This is a genomic window from Thalassotalea fusca, from assembly GCF_053485835.1.
In genome coordinates this window covers 387,495-406,265 of record NZ_JBQRUN010000001.1, presented here as the reverse complement: position 1 = coordinate 406,265, position 18,771 = coordinate 387,495, and the positions used below count along the sequence as shown (strand labels likewise).

The 18,771-nt window shown below is 40.7% G+C and carries 14 protein-coding genes and 1 tRNA gene; 11 read left to right on the top strand and 4 right to left on the bottom strand.

Annotation, left to right across the window (positions count from 1 at the left end; all coding sequences use genetic code 11):
- The first annotated feature begins 206 nt into the window (after window positions 1-206).
- Window positions 207-1,370, top strand: a complete 1,164-nt coding sequence (locus ACSLUK_RS01745; protein WP_448546772.1) for a flagella assembly protein FlgT — start codon at window positions 207-209, stop codon at window positions 1,368-1,370.
- Window positions 1,371-1,479: 109 nt separating this feature from the next.
- A tRNA-Arg gene (locus ACSLUK_RS01740) sits at window positions 1,480-1,556 on the top strand.
- A gap of 27 nt (window positions 1,557-1,583) precedes the next feature.
- Here ACSLUK_RS01740 and ACSLUK_RS01735 read toward each other — a convergent pair.
- The 3 genes from ACSLUK_RS01735 to ACSLUK_RS01725 form a co-directional block, all read right to left on the bottom strand.
- Complete coding sequence (locus ACSLUK_RS01735; protein WP_448546771.1) at window positions 1,584-3,566, bottom strand: ankyrin repeat domain-containing protein; 1,983 nt, start codon at window positions 3,564-3,566, stop codon at window positions 1,584-1,586.
- 251 nt (window positions 3,567-3,817) lie between these two features.
- Window positions 3,818-3,955 (bottom strand): hypothetical protein, encoded by a 138-nt coding sequence (locus ACSLUK_RS01730; protein WP_448546770.1) that lies wholly within the window; start codon window positions 3,953-3,955, stop codon window positions 3,818-3,820.
- Window positions 3,956-4,115: 160 nt separating this feature from the next.
- Window positions 4,116-6,809: a CHASE domain-containing protein gene (locus ACSLUK_RS01725; protein ID WP_448546769.1), complete on the bottom strand. Its 2,694-nt coding sequence runs from the start codon at window positions 6,807-6,809 to the stop codon at window positions 4,116-4,118.
- 244 nt (window positions 6,810-7,053) lie between these two features.
- Here ACSLUK_RS01725 and tkt point away from each other — a divergent pair, with 244 nt between their 5' ends.
- The 6 genes from tkt to ACSLUK_RS01695 all read left to right on the top strand — a co-directional run bounded on the left by tkt (window position 7,054) and on the right by ACSLUK_RS01695 (window position 14,696).
- Complete coding sequence (tkt, locus tag ACSLUK_RS01720; RefSeq protein WP_448546768.1) at window positions 7,054-9,048, top strand: transketolase; 1,995 nt, start codon at window positions 7,054-7,056, stop codon at window positions 9,046-9,048.
- A gap of 52 nt (window positions 9,049-9,100) precedes the next feature.
- A complete protein-coding gene (gene epd, locus ACSLUK_RS01715; RefSeq protein ID WP_448546767.1) occupies window positions 9,101-10,114 on the top strand; it encodes an erythrose-4-phosphate dehydrogenase in 1,014 nt (337 codons plus the stop codon).
- A gap of 121 nt (window positions 10,115-10,235) precedes the next feature.
- Window positions 10,236-11,414: a phosphoglycerate kinase gene (locus ACSLUK_RS01710; RefSeq protein ID WP_448546766.1), complete on the top strand. Its 1,179-nt coding sequence runs from the start codon at window positions 10,236-10,238 to the stop codon at window positions 11,412-11,414.
- Window positions 11,415-11,862: 448 nt separating this feature from the next.
- Window positions 11,863-12,927 carry a class II fructose-bisphosphate aldolase gene (gene fba, locus ACSLUK_RS01705; protein ID WP_448546765.1) on the top strand — a complete coding sequence of 355 codons (1,065 nt, stop codon included), beginning with the start codon at window positions 11,863-11,865 and terminating at the stop codon, window positions 12,925-12,927.
- A gap of 166 nt (window positions 12,928-13,093) precedes the next feature.
- Window positions 13,094-13,924, top strand: a complete 831-nt coding sequence (locus tag ACSLUK_RS01700; RefSeq protein ID WP_448546764.1) for a mechanosensitive ion channel family protein — start codon at window positions 13,094-13,096, stop codon at window positions 13,922-13,924.
- Complete coding sequence (locus ACSLUK_RS01695) at window positions 13,914-14,696, top strand: DUF481 domain-containing protein (RefSeq protein WP_448546763.1); 783 nt, start codon at window positions 13,914-13,916, stop codon at window positions 14,694-14,696. Before ACSLUK_RS01700 ends, ACSLUK_RS01695 begins: the two co-directional genes overlap by 11 nt.
- Window positions 14,697-14,782: 86 nt before the next feature.
- On the opposite strand, the gene ACSLUK_RS01690 is transcribed toward ACSLUK_RS01695, so the two are convergent.
- Window positions 14,783-16,372 carry an isocitrate lyase gene (locus ACSLUK_RS01690; protein WP_448546762.1) on the bottom strand — a complete coding sequence of 530 codons (1,590 nt, stop codon included), beginning with the start codon at window positions 16,370-16,372 and terminating at the stop codon, window positions 14,783-14,785.
- Between the two features lie 306 nt (window positions 16,373-16,678).
- Between ACSLUK_RS01690 and ACSLUK_RS01685 the strand changes: the two genes are divergently transcribed.
- Genes ACSLUK_RS01685 through ACSLUK_RS01675 form a run of 3 tightly spaced genes read left to right on the top strand, consistent with a single transcriptional unit; the run spans window position 16,679 to window position 18,727 of the window.
- The gene (locus tag ACSLUK_RS01685; protein ID WP_448546761.1) at window positions 16,679-17,620 is read left to right on the top strand and encodes a LysR family transcriptional regulator; all 942 of its coding nucleotides are present in this window, start codon (window positions 16,679-16,681) and stop codon (window positions 17,618-17,620) included.
- A 14-nt stretch (window positions 17,621-17,634) separates the two neighbouring features.
- Window positions 17,635-18,033 carry a CidA/LrgA family protein gene (locus tag ACSLUK_RS01680; RefSeq protein ID WP_448546760.1) on the top strand — a complete coding sequence of 133 codons (399 nt, stop codon included), beginning with the start codon at window positions 17,635-17,637 and terminating at the stop codon, window positions 18,031-18,033.
- Window positions 18,026-18,727, top strand: a complete 702-nt coding sequence (locus tag ACSLUK_RS01675; RefSeq protein WP_448546759.1) for an LrgB family protein — start codon at window positions 18,026-18,028, stop codon at window positions 18,725-18,727. Before ACSLUK_RS01680 ends, ACSLUK_RS01675 begins: the two co-directional genes overlap by 8 nt.
- The last annotated feature ends 44 nt before the right edge of the window (window positions 18,728-18,771 follow it).

Here is an 18,771-nt window from a genome sequence, read left to right as displayed (position 1 = left end):
TCACATCTGTGAAATTCAAAGCATATTTCACGCCAACTTTAGCGATAAGAATCTATTCAATTTACGAGTACATTTACCTTTGTAGATACGATTAGGCACAAATAATGCTTATATCAACAATACATCGCCCTACGGTTAGTTTAGCCAATGTGTTGACACCCTACAGGCATAATATATTAGGTACAGTAAAACACTCGGATACACTTATGCGCTTTGCTTTATTATTTATCGGCTTAATAATTGCGAACTTTAGTAGTCACGCGCAATGGTATGAAGCGCAAGGACATGCTTATATTAGTGGCAGCGAAACAAAAGCCGCCAGAAAAACTGCCATTGAAAATGCACTAAAAAGAGCACTTCTTGTTGCTGGCGCCTCGGTATCCAGTGTTCAACAAACGGTGAACGGTCTGTTGACGCAAGATGAAATTAGCATTCGCGCAACTGGCAGTGTTAATTCCTTTGAAATTGTCGATGAAATTTATTCCGATGATTTGGTTACCGTGACCATTCGTGCCGACATTTTTCCGCAAGGTAGGCAATGTTTCTCCGCCGACTACAAGAAGTCACTACTGCTCACGCAAAGTTATTTACTCAATCGTGAACAAGCTAACATTGGCCAAATCTATGGCATAGATAAACAAGTGATTAAGAAGTTAGCCTACAAGCTCAATGAAGAAGGCATGTACTTAGACACTAAATTGTCACTTAAAAATATGTCTGCATTCTCACGCTATAACCAAAGCTTAGACATGCCGTCGGTAAAACATTTAGCGATGACGTTGTCGAGCCTAACTGATACGCAATATGTACTATTTTCAGAAATCACCGACGTGTCATTTGGTGATGAAGCCAATAATAACTGGCAGTTTTGGCAAGAGGACGAGTTTGACCGGCAATTTGCTTTTAGCGTGTACATCTATAACGGCAACAATGGCGAACTCATGTTCGAAAAGCAATATCATAATTCAGCACCGTGGACTTACACTAAACGGAAAAAAGTTGATGTAACTGGTAAAGCATTCTGGCAGAGCGCCTATGGTATAGGTATCAACCAAACGCTTGAGCAACTGATTGCTGATATTGACGACAATATGATGTGTCAGCCAACCAGAGGACGAATTATTAATGTAAGTGGCAGTGAAATTCTAATCAACCTTGGAAGCCGTCATGGTGTAAAAGTAGGTGATGAATTTTCGCTACTGCATACTAAAAATTTCATTACAGAAAAAGGTAAGGTATACGCTGGCTTTAATGTGAGTGAATACAAAGTAAAAGTCACACAAGTCACGAAAGAAAGTGCGCGTGCACAAACAACTGAGCAAGATCTACTCGACAATATTCAGTTGAATGATTTAGCAGTAAGATATTAACTTCCAACAAAATATGCCACTAAAGCCGTTGTGATAACAACGGCTTAGTTTTATACTCATTTGGCTTTTTGCCATTCATATGTCGCAGTACTGCTCATATTCAAACAATGGCCCCATAGCTCAGCTGGATAGAGCAGCCCCCTCCTAAGGGGCAGGTCGCAGGTTCGACTCCTGCTGGGGTCGCCATAAAATAACAGTCATAACGAATCACCGTTACAAATTAGCGCCTTTTAATAATTCAATGACTTCAGGGAAATTAGCTTGTTGCGCTATGCTCATCGCGGAATAACCATCAAACGATTGCAATGATTTGTCAGCACCGTTTTTCAGCAATACTTCGACTAAATTCGGTGCGTTCAAATAGCTGGCAATCATCAATGCAGTCCAGCCATTTGGTAATGCCGCATTTACGTCAATATTAGTTGATAACATGTTATCAATGGCCAGTTCATTTTTAGAAGCTACTGACATATGAAGGGCATTTAGTCCATTCTGATCACTAATTGCGGTGTTTATGTTTTGTTGTTGCAACATCGGCAAGATCTGACTGCCTTCTTCCATTGAAGCAACTTCATAAATAAGTGCGGTTAAATTACCATGTTTAATGATTATAGGCTGGATAGAGGTTTGCCCGCCGGATTTGTGCCAATCTCGCAATTCCAACAAGGCAATTGCAGATTCTGCATTTTCGCAATCGAATAGAGATGGATTGCCAAGGAGTGATTGTACTTCAGAATAATCTTTCTCGTTAATCAGGATACTTCGAGCAAGTTTCACATTAGTACACTTTTCTTCCGTTGGGTAAGCAGCGATGAGTTCCCGATAAACAGCTGATAAGCCTTTTCCGCCTTCCCTTTCCAAAAAGTTAGCATAATAAATTAAACCTCGCTTATGCGCGATTTTGTTAGAATCATTTAAGTCATGTTGACCGATTAACTCTTGATATTTAGCTCTTGCTTCGTCAAATCTACCTTGCACTTCATACAACCTAGCCCAGTTGGTAATTGTCCAAACGTTTTTAACTTTCTCATATTTTTTGGCAAGCACAGCATGTTTTTCTGCACTTTCATAGTTGCCAAGGTGTGTTTCATCGAAAATCAATAACGCATGTGCCCATTGATCATTAGGAAACAAAGACAGTGCCATATTTAATATGGTTCTTCGTTTCTCTAATGCGGTTTGGTTATAGTTGTACATTCTCCCATAGGCACGCGCTAATTCAGCGTAAATTCGACTATTTTGGTAGCCTATATCGATGAGGTACTCAGCAATCTCTTTGGCTTTTTCACCGTTACTTTTTCCACCGGCGTTATTAAGGACGATAGCTTGATCTAGTAACTTTTGATTCAGTTCATCGCGGGGTGTTGGATCAAATTGAAGTTTTGCAAACAACGATTTAAGGCTATTACTTTGGAGTGTTTTGTTAATATCGGCTTCCGTTACATGAGAAATCGACGATACGCGATAACCAATCATGTCAATGTAACCTATTTTAAAATTTGGATGTGCAATGTTCAAAAATCCAACCATGTTTAGTGCGACATCATTGTTTTTCAAAAGGGTAATAAAATGTCTAAAATCTGCATACGAAATTGACTCAGAAAAAATAAAACTTGATTGCCCATTACCTATATTCGAGTTATCAATATGTACAGGATCTATATTTTTAGGCTGAATCCCTGCAGCAACCAAATCACGCACCAAACCACTTATACCTGCAATGCTTTCGTTAATCCGTAAAGATTTAATAGTTGTAAATTGATACTTCTGTCGTTTAACGTTTTTGGTTTCAAAGAACTCTTCAAAAGGCTGCCAATCGAGCTCAAAGTCTACCGCTTTAACTATCGACTCATTTTGGTTGTAAACAGTAAACTTAATTGAATAAGACTTAAAAGAATAAGTTGATTCGGTAGCAGGCCGCCTGACAGAAAACCGTATTTCATTTTTTCCCTTTGAAATTCGATTTGGAAAGTAAGATGCACTACCCACCCTTTCATTTGTAATTGCTTCTGCGCCAAAAAAGTTCGAGTTACCTAACTTTCCATCGTAGTTAAACGTCGCCTTAAATATTTTTTCTGAATAATAGTCTTCCACCAATTCAATATTAGATATTTCCAAAGAATTACTGGCCAATGCGCTTAATGAAATTAATGACGCAAGAGTGAATAAGATTAAAGAGAGCTTGAGCGATTGCATCAGAGATTCCTTTCCGTGAGATTGTAGAATTTGTTTTATTTCTATAATAAAAATGATGTACCGCTATTTAACCTTCTCCGACTAGGATAAACAACTAGTTATTTGAAATTATTTAAATTTTGGCAAACTACAATACTATAAGCACTTGCACCGAACACGTTACCATTTTGCCAACGAACAGCCCAGCTAAAGAAAAAAAAGGCAAATAAAAAAACCTCGCCAAAGCGAGGTTTTCAATACACCAAAAGTCATTATTTGGATTGTTCTTTTTTTGCTACTTCCATGTCGTCCGCAATCGAGGTGTTACTCATTACGGCTGATACCGCTAAAACAAATACTGCTATTATAACGGTGGTCAGTTTAAATCCCCTTGAAGACGATCTATTCATTACCATGTCCTGTTATGCAGGTATTCTTATTGTTGTCAAATTCTGTACAGCGACGGTAAACGTTATACTATTACAAATAAGATTTCAATGTTTTATATCAATTACTTAGAAAGCATTTTTCTACGAACCAATTACTAGTAATTTAAGCCGTTAATTTTCCTTAATTACATAGTGAAATAATTGCTTTGTGCAACCGTTCTTCATCGACCGGATAAGTAACAAAATCACTGATGCAATGCTTGAATTCACTCGGTAATTGACGACTTTCAATTCCTCTGTAAACTCCCAAAATTGGTGGTAAACTGGCCTCACCGCTTTCTAATAATCGTTGTTCAAGTTGTTCAATAAACGGCCTTGAAGTAACGTTATCAATAATGATGAGTTCATATTTTTCTTCTGATAACCGTTCGAATATTTCGGCCACGTCATCGATAATTTCAACCTGATAATTTAATCCAAGTAAAATCGGTGTGATCTCAAAATTAGTTGAGAGTGGCTCTTCTACCAAGATAATATTCCGTGCTTCATGGGATTTATGATTAATCGCAGCTATCTCACTAACCTTGCTCCCTTGATCTTCAATTATCATGCGAATAGACAAGGTTAACACCGCACTGCCTGAAGGTAGTTTTGACAGTTTTACGTCACCACCGAGTAATAAGCACAACTCTTTTACCAACGCCATGCTCGTACTATAGTTTGCCAGATCTTTATCAAACCATGATTCAATAGGTAATGGATGACTGCCGTCTTCGCGGTAGTCAATAGCACTACATGTCAAAAACAACGTTGCATGGTACTGGTGAATATGCGGTTTTATCGATAACTGTATGTTGTAATCATCAAACAACTCCACCAAGTTTGGCCGCAATGCCAGCAACATCTTTTTGAGTAAGCTCGGATCTGTTTTGATATGGTTCGGTGAATTGTTATCGGTGATTATTTTAATGCGTTGCGCAGTGGCAATATCAGTGCTTGCATAATGTCGTTCAATTTCACTGATGAAAGCATAAAAATCAAAGATACGGTTCTCTACTGGCGTCGCGTGTAAGTTCAGTAATGAGAGATCATTCACACTGTCTACCAACTGCCCTAAACGTTCTGATGCCGCCGACAAATCGTTATATAGCGCTGGGGAAATATTGGCATGTTTTGACAACCGCGCTTTCGCTAAAAATTCAACAATTGACGACAACGATGTCCCAAGCTCTGTACTTAGCGTTTGCAAAAATCGTGTCTTCGTTTCATTTTCTTTATCCGACAACTCTTTTGCTAATATAAGTTCTCGCGTCTTTAAACCTACTTTATAACTTAGCTCGGTCGAATAAGCGGCCATCATTAAGATAAGCAACTGAAACAGTAATCCGCCCACAGTACCGCCAAACAAAATAGCCCATGTTTGCCAATTCTTACCTTGCGCTATCCACGGTGTTGCCTCGCTCAGGGTTATTACCCACTGTCGTCCGAACACATCGGCATAGTGAGTAATTTTTAGCTGACTCAGGGTTGCTGGCTCTTGCTCACGAATTATAAAGGCCTCGCGATTTGTTGTATCATGAACACCTACGTTAATTACATCACTATATTTGCCCGCAATTCGGCTGATAGCGTCTTCAAATTGAATTACTGCAACAACCAAACCTGCAATTCTTTCGCCTTGCATATTCACCACATAACCAAAGGAATTAAGGTTTGGTGCCTCTACAATACGTTTGAAAACCAACATACCAGGATTGTAACTCTCATCTTGAATTAGCGTTAGCGGTGCACTTGCAACGGCAAGTTTAGAGTTCATGGCACGCTGAATCGCCAGCACTTTAGCGGAGTGGCTATTCAGGTTAAGTCCTAATGCAGAGAGATTTTCATTTCTGGGGTATAAGTAGAATACGGGAAAACTGACGCCGACCACCGGTGAAACATTGCCATCAAACTTATTCTGATCAAAGACTTTAAATGGTGTCCCTAATCTACCACTCGCGAAATGTTCAAAGTTAGCTTTATCACTGTCAAACACTACCGGAACCCACTCTAGTGCTCTGATACTCGTATTCGCTTGGTAGATGTGGGAGGCAAATTGATGAAACTCATTTGCTGTAACATAATCACTGGCATCGAAAAATGCCGATAATGCCGTAATTTGGGCTTGAATATGATTAAGCTCTTCAGTGAATTCCGTAACGAAATCACTCGTTGCTGTTTCAAAATTCCCCAATCTTTTGTGCTGATGATTTTGCTGAGAAATTTTAAATAAAATAGCAATTGCCAACGAGCCAAGAATAGAAGCAACGATAACAAAAAGCCGTTTAGAAAGAGTTAAATGTTGCTGACCTTTGGTAAACAATAGTGTAGGCGTAGCAAACACGGCGACTAATAAACTACTAGACCACCCAACTGAAAATACATAAGGCAAAGGAGATTGAAAAGAACTGAGGGAAAACGATGATACAATTAGGCTGCTTATTGCCGCAACAATGCTCGCAACTACACCAACCCTTAAAATAAATGAGAACAAAGTTGCTCTACTTTCCAACCATCGCTGCTTAACAACCAGTCTATAGCTGAGTTGCTTTGCCCACACAGCCTGAAAAACGATGGCTAAACAACTAATTGTCCAAATCGCCATTGGTATCTGATACTGCATAACAAGATGCATGTACATCGCATACAGTAAGGTGCCTAACACAACCGAAACAATGCCAATGCTCCCCCAAGTAATCACGATTGCACTAGCGATACCGGCTGCAGGCCCAATAAAATTGACTTCTGAGAAAGGTTTAAACGTCAAACTAACGAGGATGCACACGGATAAGTATATAAATATCCCTATCACTACCCTAAGAGTATTTTTTTTCATACAGAATTCGCTAATGGTCCTTTTAAATTCAAAAACTGTTTCTAATAAATGAAATACTGACCCATTTAATTCTCTATAATTACAACATTTTATTATTAGTCAATAGAACCTGAGCAATAAGATTTTCGCTATCTTCATAAAAATATAATAAATAGCGTAATAACATTTGCAGTTTGGGGGCAGTCTGGGCGAAAATATACGCATTTTTCACCCTCATTCTAAATAAATAATAGTTGGAGCAATTATGCCGTCGCGTCAAGAACTGGCCAATGCAATTCGTGTGTTAAGCATGGATGCAGTACAAAAAGCAAAATCAGGGCACCCTGGAGCGCCTATGGGTATGGCAGACATCGCCGAAGTATTATGGCGTAGTTTTTTAAAACATAACCCGAACGATCCTAACTGGGTAGACAGAGACAGATTTATTCTGTCGAATGGTCATGGTTCGATGCTAATCTACTCACTATTACACCTTTCAGGTTACGATTTACCTATGTCTGAACTACAAAACTTCAGACAACTTCACTCAAAAACACCAGGTCACCCTGAGTATGGCTATACGCCAGGTGTTGAAACAACAACAGGCCCTTTAGGCGCAGGTATTTCGAATGCGGTAGGTATGGCAATTGCTGAAAAAACACTTGCTGCACAATTTAACCGTGAAGGCCATGATATCGTTGATCACTTCACATACTGTTTCCTAGGCGACGGCTGTTTGATGGAAGGTATCTCACATGAAGCTTGTTCACTGGCTGGTACGTTGAAACTCGGCAAGTTAATCGCTTTTTGGGATGACAATGGTATTTCTATCGACGGTCATGTTGAAGGCTGGTTCACAGACAACACACCTGCACGTTTTGCTTCTTATGGCTGGCATGTAATTGCTGACGTTGATGGCCATGATCCACAAGCTATTGAAGCGGCAATTAAAGAAGCACAGTCTGTTACCGACAAACCAACGATGATCTGCTGTAAAACAGTCATTGGATTTGGTTCACCTAACAAATCAGGTAGCCATGACTGCCACGGTGCACCGCTGGGTGAAGAAGAAATTGCAGCGGCAAGAGAATTTTTGAACTGGCCACACGCGCCATTTGAAGTACCAGAAAATGTGTACGCAGAATGGGATCAAAAAGCCAAAGGTAGTGAAGCGCAGTCAACATGGAATGATAAGTTTGCCGCATACAAGTCTGCACATCCTGAATTGGCAGCTGAGTATGAGCGTCGTGTAATTAAGGGTGAATTACCGGCAGAGTTCGAAGCAAAAGCAAACGAATACATTTTATCTTGTCAGGAAAAATCTGAAAACATCGCCTCTCGTAAAGCATCACAAAACACTATCGAAACATTTGGTGCGTTGCTACCTGAGCTATTAGGTGGCTCAGCAGATTTGGCGGGTTCAAACCTAACATTGTGGTCTGGTTCTAAGGGTATCGAAACCGATCCTGCGGGTAACTACATTTATTATGGTGTACGTGAATTTGGTATGAGCGGCATCATGAATGGTATTTCACTGCATGGTGGCTTTATTAACTACGGTGCAACGTTCATGATGTTCATGGAATACGCACGCAACGCCGTTCGTATGTCAGCCTTGATGGGTATCCAAAATATCTTTGTTTATACTCATGACTCAATCGGTCAAGGCGAAGATGGTCCAACTCACCAGCCAATTGAACAACTGACTAACTTACGTACAACACCTAATATGTCAACTTGGCGCCCAAGTGATGCAACAGAAGCAGCTGTAGCGTGGAAAGCGGCAGTTGAACGCCGTAACGGCCCTACTTCGCTAGTATTTAGCCGTCAAGGTTTACCTGCGATTAGTCGTACAGCTGACCAAGTAGGTGATATCGCTAAAGGTGGTTACGTTTTAGTTGATTGTGACGGTCAGGCAGATGTAATTCTTATCGCTACCGGCTCTGAAGTATCATTGGCATTAAAAGCTGCTGAGCAGTTAAATCAAGCTGGTACAAAAGTACGTGTAGTTTCAATGCCTTCAACTGACGCATTCGATGCTCAATCAGCAGAATACAAAGAATCTGTTCTACCGGCTGCAGTAACTAAGCGTGTTGCTGTTGAAGCAGCTCATACAGATTACTGGTATAAGTATGTTGGCTTTGGTGGCAAAGTAGTTGGTATGACAACATTTGGTGAATCTGCACCAGGTGGCGTACTGATGGAACACTTTGGCTTTACTGTAGACAATGTTGTTAATACTGTTAACAGCTTAAGCTAATAAGATGCGCACCATCAGCTTGGTGGTGCGCTCCTCATCATAGAATTGATATATGCCTATAAATATTGCCATCAACGGTTTTGGACGCATAGGACGTAGTATCGCCCGTGCACTTTTTGAAAATAACCAAACTGACACATTCAATTTAGTTGCGATCAATGAGCTTGCTTCTGCCGAAGGAATCGCTCACCTACTCAAGTATGATACAACTCACGGCAGATTTTCGTTTGACGTAGAGCTTGAAGGCAATAATTTAATTATCGCAGGTACGCCGGTTAAATTGCTATCGGAAGAACACATCGACAATTTACCTTGGGGCGATTTAAACATAGATTTGGTACTAGATTGTTCAGGAAAATTTGCGAATCACGAAGAAGGCAAACAACATTTGGCACAAGGTGCTAAACGCGTTTTATTTTCACAGCCAGGCGCGCAAGATCTCGATGCAACGATCATTTACGGAATTAATCATCACACACTGACCAGTGACCACCGCCTAATTTCTAATGGTTCGTGCACAACCAATTGTATTGTGCCGGTGATAAAAGTCATTGATGATGCATTTGGCGTAGAAAGCGGCACAATCACGACGATCCACTCGTCGATGCACGATCAGCAAGTTATCGATGCCTATCATCCAGATTTACGACGCACGCGAGCCGCAAGTCAGTCAATCATTCCTGTAGATACTAAACTTGCCATTGGCATTGAACGCATACTACCGAAATTTTCCGGGCGTTTCGAGGCGATTGCCGTTCGAGTGCCAACTGTGAATGTGACGGCGATGGATTTAAGTGTCACAGTAAATAAGGAAGTTTCTATAAGTGATATCAATCAGGCGATTCAAGCAGCGCAAACTAACGGTTTACAAGGGATCCTTGGCTATACTGAGGAACCATTAGTATCTATCGACTTTAATCATGATCCTCATTCATGCATTGTCGATGGTAACCAAACACGTGTTAGCCATAAACACTTAGTTAAGTTGCTGGTATGGTGTGACAACGAATGGGGCTTTGCTAATAGGATGCTGGATACGGCTTCCGTCATTGCAAAGCTAACATAATTACTAAGGTGATAAAGAACTTAAGAGTTAGCAATATCTTGTTATAAGGTGTTGGTTGCCAATTAGCATTACGCTTTATCATCAGTTATAAATTTTTTAATCTATTAAATAGGATCAAAACATGTCTGTAATCAAAATGACCGATCTAGATTTAGCAGGTAAGCGCGTACTTATTCGCGAAGACTTGAATGTACCAGTTAAAGACGGAAAGGTTACCTCTGATGCACGATTAAGAGCTGCGTTACCTACAATTAAGCTGGCTTTAGAGCAAGGCGCAAAAGTAATGGTGATGTCGCACTTAGGTCGCCCAACTGAAGGTGAGTTCAACGAAGAGTTTTCATTACAGCCTGTCGTTAATTATCTCTCTGATGCACTCGATGCGCCTGTTACATTAGCTAAGAAGTACCTTGACGGCATTGAGGTGAATGCTGGTGAACTTGTTGTATTCGAAAACGTACGTTTTAACATCGGCGAAAAGAAAAACAACGACGAACTTGCGCAGCAATTAGCTAATTTGTGTGACGTATTTGTAATGGATGCTTTTGGTACAGCTCACCGTGCACAAGCAAGCACACATGGTGTTGCAAAATACGCCCCTGTGGCATGTGCTGGCCCTCTTTTAGCTGGTGAATTAGAAGCACTTGCCAAAGCACTCGACAACCCTGCTCGTCCACTAGTAGCCATTGTTGGTGGCTCTAAGGTATCAACAAAACTTACTGTATTAGAGTCTCTTGCTAATGTTGTTGACCAGCTAGTTGTTGGTGGCGGCATCGCAAATACCTTTATTGCTGCAGCCGGTCACAACGTAGGTAAGTCACTATATGAAGCTGATCTTGTTGATGAAGCGAATCGTTTAACGGCTAAGGCACAAGCTAACAACGGTGACATTCCTGTTCCAACTGATGTAGTCACTGGCACTGAATTTTCTGAAAGTGCAACAGCAACGTTAAAAGCGGTTGCAGATGTTGCCGACGAAGATATGATTTTTGATATTGGCCCTGATTCAGCAGAAGCGTTAGCGGATATTATTGCGAAAGCCGGTACCATTGTATGGAATGGCCCAGTTGGTGTATTTGAATTTGATCAATTCGGCGAAGGTACTAAGCGTATTGCACAAGCAATTGCTGACAGTAATGCATTTTCAATTGCTGGCGGTGGTGACACGCTTGCAGCCGTTGATAAATACGATATCGCAGATAAAGTTTCATACATTTCAACAGGTGGTGGTGCATTCTTGGAGTTCTTAGAAGGCAAAAAATTACCTGCAGTTGCTATTTTGGAAGAGCGTGCTCAAAGCTAACCGCTCGATATACAGAAGCAATCAACAGTTTTAATAGAATCCCTTGTATAAAAATTGTATGCAAGGGATTTTTATTTCCCATCATTCTCGGCTGCAAATTCAGCTATTTTCCAGTTCTATGACACAACCCCTTCCATGGCAAACTTCGAGCATATGAACAACTTTTTACCCGCGACAGTGTTGTAAAATTACATAAATCACTTATAAAAAACTACCTTTTCTACTAAATACCGCGCCTCTTTTACGTAATAAATTGCCAAATCGTAACTTTTTAACTTGAATCGAAACTTTCGGCACTGGTGTCAGGTAATTTCTATCGTGCAAAGCCGTTAAATATGGTGTTATAATTACGCAACGAAACCAATAAGTTTCAAAATGAAAGCATTACCAGCGATTTGAGCTGGTAAAAATAGCACTTTGACATTTTTCTAATCTTAGGAGTTCATTCATGGCTTTAATTTCAATGCGCCAGATGTTAGATCATGCCGCTGAAAACGGATACGGTATCCCAGCATTTAACGTAAATAATTTAGAGCAAGTTCGCGCTATTATGATGGCGGCAAACGACACAGACAGCCCTGTTATTCTTCAAGCTTCAGCAGGTGCTCGCAAATACGCTGGCGCGCCTTTCCTAAGACATTTAATTTCAGCTGCTATCGAAGAGTTCCCACACATTCCAGTAGTAATGCACCAAGACCACGGTACATCACCAAGCGTTTGCCAACGTTCAATTCAATTAGGCTTTTCTTCAGTCATGATGGATGGTTCTTTACGTGCAGACGGCAAAACCCCTTCTAGTTATGAATACAACGTAGACGTAACACGTCGTACCGTTGAAATGGCCCATGCTTGTGGTGTATCTGTTGAAGGTGAGCTAGGCTGCCTAGGTTCTTTAGAGACAGGTATGGCTGGTGAAGAAGACGGCGTAGGTGCAGAAGGTGTACTAAGTGCAGAACAATTACTAACAGACCCTGAAGAAGCCGCTGATTTTGTTAAAAAGACACAAGTAGACGCATTGGCCATTGCTTGTGGTACTTCTCACGGTGCTTATAAGTTTACTCGCCCACCAACAGGCGACATTTTATCGATTGACCGCATTAAGGCGATCCATGCACGTATTCCTAATACGCACTTAGTTATGCACGGTTCATCTTCTGTACCACAAGATTGGTTAGCGATAATCAATGAATTTGGTGGCGAAATTCCTGAAACCTATGGTGTACCAGTTGAGCAAATTCAAGAAGGTATTAAGAACGGTGTACGTAAGGTAAACATTGATACAGACCTACGTTTAGCTTCAACAGGTGCAATTCGCCGTTTCTTAGCGCAAAATCCAAGTGAATTTGACCCGCGTAAATACCTTAAAGTATCTACTGACGCTATGTATGATATTTGTAAAGCACGCTACGAATCATTTAACACTGCGGGCAACGCGTCAAAAATTAAGCCTATTTCGTTAGAAAGCATGTTTGTTCGCTACGAACAAGGTGAATTAAAAGCAATCGTAAAATAATACCAATTGGTATAGAGCTTTTCCTAATCTTTTAAGGGGCATATCTGCTGATATGCCCCTTTTTCATTGCGCATTTTAATATTTTTTTGCAATTCCCTCTTTTTTTAATGGGGATTAACATTTCCTTTGTTATAATTCGCGGCAAAAATCACAGGGGAAATAATCAATGGATAGTGTAATCAACTGGTTTACCAACAACCAAGAAATGTTAATTGCTTTTATGATCAAGCTCATCATCGCGATTATTATCTTAATTGTCGGTAAGTTGTTAGCAAAACTTGTCGCTAAAGCAACAGTAAAACTCCTTAATCACAGAAATGTCGATAATACCGTCAGTTCATTTATTTCGAGTTTAGTGTATGGCTTAGTTATTTTAGTGGCATTTATTGTCGCTATTTCACACCTTGGCTTTAATACTTCTTCGTTAGTTGCCATTGTTGGTGCAGCTGGTTTGGCAGTTGGTTTAGCACTGCAGGGCTCTTTAGCTAACTTTGCTTCTGGTATTTTACTTATCACCTTCAAACCATTTAAGGCAGGTGATTTTGTTGATGTGGCTGGCGTATCAGGCATTATAGAAGAAGTTAAGATATTCTCGACTACATTAAGAACTGGCGACAATAAAACAGTTATCATCCCAAATGGCGCGATCGCAAGTGGCACTATTACTAACTACTCGGCTAAACCTACGCGCAGAATCGACTTAGTAATTGGTGTAAGCTACGATGCTGATTTAGCAAAGACCAAAGATATTTTAAAGTCAATCGTTGAAAAACATGAGTTAGTTCTCAAAGACACACCTGCAACTATCGGTGTTAGCGAACTAGCAGACAGCTCAGTTAATTTAGTTGTGCGCCCTTGGGTGAAAACAGAAAACTACTGGCCTGTTTACTTCGACTTACTCGAGACAATTAAAGTTGAACTCGACAATGCCGGAATTGAAATTCCATTCCCTCAACTCTCTGTACATGTAAACCACGAGGAAAGTAATGAATCGTAAAATTATTTCGCTTGCGCTATGCTGTGCGCCACTTATTACAAATGCTGCTGACAATGGTACAACGGCTGAAAAGCCATCATCCATCACAGCATCGGCAGAACTTGGCTTACTGTATAAAACGGGTAATACCAAAAGTGGCGACATAAAAGCCGGCTTTGACATCAAGTGGGAAGAAGATGTATGGCGTAGTACACTCGATTGGGACATGCTGGTCAAAAAGGCTGAACAAGCGGATGAAAACGGTAATGAATCACTAGAAACTACAGATCAAAAGTGGACTATTACCTCAAAGACAAACTACACCCTCGAAAAAGACGGCAAAAACTATATCTATGGTGATATTGCCTATGAAAATAACCGATTTAGCGGTTATGAAGATCAGAGCTCTATTTCTATGGGTTGGGGTCGCCAATGGTACAAAAGCAAAGACACATCATTTTTTGCCGACATTGGTCCGGGTTACAAACGCGATGTCACTAGAGCAACAGCTGACAAAGAAAGCGAAACTTTATCGTCATTCATTATTCAGGCACAAGCCTTATATGTGACTAAAATCAATGAACATGTTGAGTTTAAGCAATCACTTAGTGCCAAGTTTGCTCCTGACAGCGATGAAAATGACAAGTACAAAGCAGTAACCTCAATCTCAACGAAGTTAATTGAAACGTTACAGCTTAAGTTTTCATTTACGATAGATCACAACTCAATTGTTGATGAAGGTAACGAAAAAACTGAAACACAAACGGCCATGACGCTGGTATATAGTTTTTAAGTTTGATTCGTTATACGTAGAAAGGCCCATTCAGGGCCTTTTTCAATTTAAGCAATTGATTTGATAAACTATTATTTCACTTGGTATTAGAACTGATTCATCGTGTTATCTTTACCGCCAGCTTTCAAAGCCGCATCGCCAGCAAAGTACTCTTTATGATCGTCACCAATATCTGAGCCCGCCATATTCTGATGTTTAACACAGGCGATACCTTGGCGAATCTCCTTACGTTGTACGCCTTGTACATAACCTAACATGCCTTGTTCACCAAAATACTCCTTCGCTAAATTATCCGTAGATAATGCCGCAGTATGGTATGTTGGCAACGTAATTAAGTGATGGAAAATACCCGCCTGTTTAGCGGCATCTCTCTGGAAGGTTTTAATTTTTTCGTCAGCACGTCTTGATAATTCACTTTCATCATATGTTTCACTCATTAAATTATCTCGATCATAGCCAGAAACGTCTTCACCATTCTCGACCATTGCATCAAACGCTTGCTGACGGAAGCTTAACGTCCAGTTGAACGAAGGTGAGTTGTTATAAACCAGCTTAGCATTTGGCACAACTTCTCTAATAGCATCTACCATGCCGCCAATTTGTCCAATATGCGGCTTTTCTGTTTCAATCCAAATTAAATCTGCACCGTGTTGCAATGAAGTGATACAGTCAAGCACACAACGTTGTTCGCCAGTGCCCTTTTTAAACTGGAACAAGTTGCTCGCAAGTCGCTTAGGGCGTACTAACTTGCCGTTTTGCTTTATAACCACGTCACCATTATTCAATGATGCCTCTGAGACTTCTTCGCAATCCAAAAACGAATTGTACTGGTCGCCTAAATCACCCGGAGTATGGGTAACAGCAATTTGTTTAGTTAACCCAGCACCCAACGAGTCAGTTCTGGCAACAATAACGCCATCATCAATGCCAAGCTCCATAAAGGCATAACGTACAGCCTGAATTTTTGCCAGAAAATCTGAATGCGGAACAGTCACTTTACCATCCTGATGGCCACACTGCTTTTCATCTGAAACCTGGTTTTCAATTTGAATACAACATGCGCCAGCTTCAATCATACGTTTGGCTAGCAAATAAGTGGCTTCAGCGTTACCAAACCCCGCATCGATATCGGCAATAATTGGTACTACATGTGTTTGGTAGTTGTCAATTTGTGATTGAATGTCTGTTGCGGTAGTTTCGTCCCCTTTGCTTTTGGCATCGTCCAGCGCTCTAAATAACCCACCAAGTTCACGTGCATCTGCTTGGCGTAGGAAAGTGTATAACTCTTCAATAAGTGCTGGCACAGACGTTTTCTCGTGCATTGATTGATCTGGCAATGGACCAAAATCTGAACGTAACGCCGCAATCATCCAACCCGAAAGATATAAGTATTTACGGTCTGTATTGTTGAAATGTTTCTTAATTGAAATCATTTTTTGTTGGCCAATAAAGCCATGCCAACACCCTAAAGACTGCGTGTATTGGCTGCTGTCTTTATCATAGGCGTCCATGTCTTTTCGCATGATTGCTGCCGTATATTTCGCAATATCTAGCCCAGTCTTAAATTGGTTCTGCAAACGCATGCGTGCAACAGACTCGGGGTTGATTCCCTGCCACGTAGGTTTACTTTGAATTTCAGTGCTCGCATTATCAATTTCGGCGCGGTAGTTAGTCATCTCTTTGCTCTCCAGCGTTTGCTTTCAAAATTAGAAGTGTAATTAGCTTGGTAATCACACAACCTGAACAACAAAAATACTATGCCAGCAACAGCCATCATCAAAATATATAATATCAATCACCACCATTCACAAAATCAATACAAATGATTTCCCTTTAAATTTCAGTAAAATACAGAATAAAACATAGCAACATTAATCAATTAACAGGCCATTCATTGAATTGTTCAGCGAAAAAGCACTTGCCTTTGCTTGCACAACATGACATATAGAGTAGTTATAAATACAAAGAAGAACATTTACTTTATGAATATATCTAAAATAGACTTAAACTTGTTGATTTATCTCGATGTGCTTCTTCGCGAAAAAAATGTGACTCGTGCAGCAAGCCAGCTTAATATCACTCAACCAGCGATGAGTAACGGCCTTAAGCGCCTTAGAACTTTGTTTAATGATCCTATTTTGGTACGAACATCAGACGGCATGGTGCCTACTGAACGGGCGCGTTCTTTAGCCCCAGCAATACGCAAAGTATTGCTAGATCTTGAAGAAGCGCTACAAGGCGAAGAAGAATTCAACGAACAGAAGAGTCAACGTGTCTTCAGGATCATGGCAAGTGATTACGCAGCTTCAACACTGATCCCGCGTATGCTAAAACGTATTAATAAGATTGCGCCCAATGTCACCATGGATATTATGACACCAAGTGATGTCACCTTTCATGATGTAGAAGCGGGTAAGATTGATATGGCTATTAATCGCTTTGACGAACTGCCCCAGTCTTTTCATCAAAAAACGATTTGGCGAGACGGCTTTTCTTGCTTGTTGAGCGCTGACAATCCTGTGGTTAGTAAATTTAATTTGAATACCTATCTGGCCGCGAAACACGTATGGGTATCGAAAACTGGCTTTGGTGTTGGCGTGGGCATGGATCCTAAAGACGTTCAAAAACTTGGGTGGGTTGACGAAGCGCTTGCTCGTCTCGGAAAAAAACGTGATATTAAGGTTTTTACCCGAAATTACCATGTGGCAATGCAACTCGCATTTGAGGACGATTTAGTGGCAACATTGCCCACTAGAGCGGCACTTTTACATAAAGACGACCCTAATTATACAATCGTTAAACCCCCGTTTGAAATACCCGACATAGAACTCAAAATGATATGGAGTCCTTTGCTGCATCACGATGCCAGCCATATCTGGTTTAGGCAGTTGGTTATTGAAGCTGCAAATGCCGTTAGCGAATAAAACTTGTCACTTCAATGAAGAAAGCGACGAGTCTACATAGTGCGATTAACGCCCTCTATTGTGCTGCTACTATTGGCTTGTGCTTAATACTGGGGCATTTTATCTCCGAGTATCTGGGCGGGTTACCAAGGAGTTTGTACGGCTTAATTTTGTTCACGCTAATGCTACATTGGCGGTGGATTGACGCCAATCGCGTGAAAGCTAGCATAGCTTGGGGACTACGCAATATGGGGGTTTGCTTTGTACCTGCGGGCGTTGGCATTATCGAGCACTTTCAACTCGTCAAGCAACATGGATTAGCGATTGTAGGTATAACATTTGTAACCTCGCTTATGTTACTTACCTTCGTTGCTTATTTTTATCGAAAACTCGATCCTAATGACACCCGAAATGGGAGCAAAGAAAATGAATAATATCTTGCTCCCTGTCATTTACATTGGGCTCACTGTATTTATCTATCAATTGTTTGCCCAACTACAGAATAAATCAAAAAAAATATGGCTTAACCCCATGTTATTGGCTATCGCTGTTATTATTCCTCTGCTACTAACGTTCGCCGTTAGTTACAAAGAATTCGCCACACATACCCGTTTACTAAGTCAATTATTAGAACCAGCAGTCGTTGCGTTGGGCTTTCCACTCTATCAACATCTCCCCACGATTAGAAAGCATTGGTTACCGATTTGCGTTACTTTACTTGTGGCGACCATCCTTGCGATTACGCTCAGTTACTTTGTGACAATTTACTTAGTTGGCGAATCTAAAGTGGCAGTGTCGCTAGCACTAAAGTCAATCACGACACCAATTGGCTTAGCATTGACAGCTGAATTCAATGGCAATCAGGCCATTACCGCAATCGCCATCATAATAGCTGGTATGGTCGGGGCTATTTTGGGTTTAAAATGGTTATCGTTTCTTAATATTCATTCGATAAAAGCCCAAGGCTTGGCAATTGGAGCTGCCAGCCATGCCCTAGGAACCGCTACAATAAGCCAAGTGAGCTTTCAACATGCAGCTTATAGCTCAGTGGCATTAATTGTTTCTGCCATATTCACTGCATTTATTAGCCCAATCATATTTCCCTTAATGTTGTCACTCGCCAGCTAGCCATTCACAGAAAAGAGACGATAACACAATACCATTCACAAATT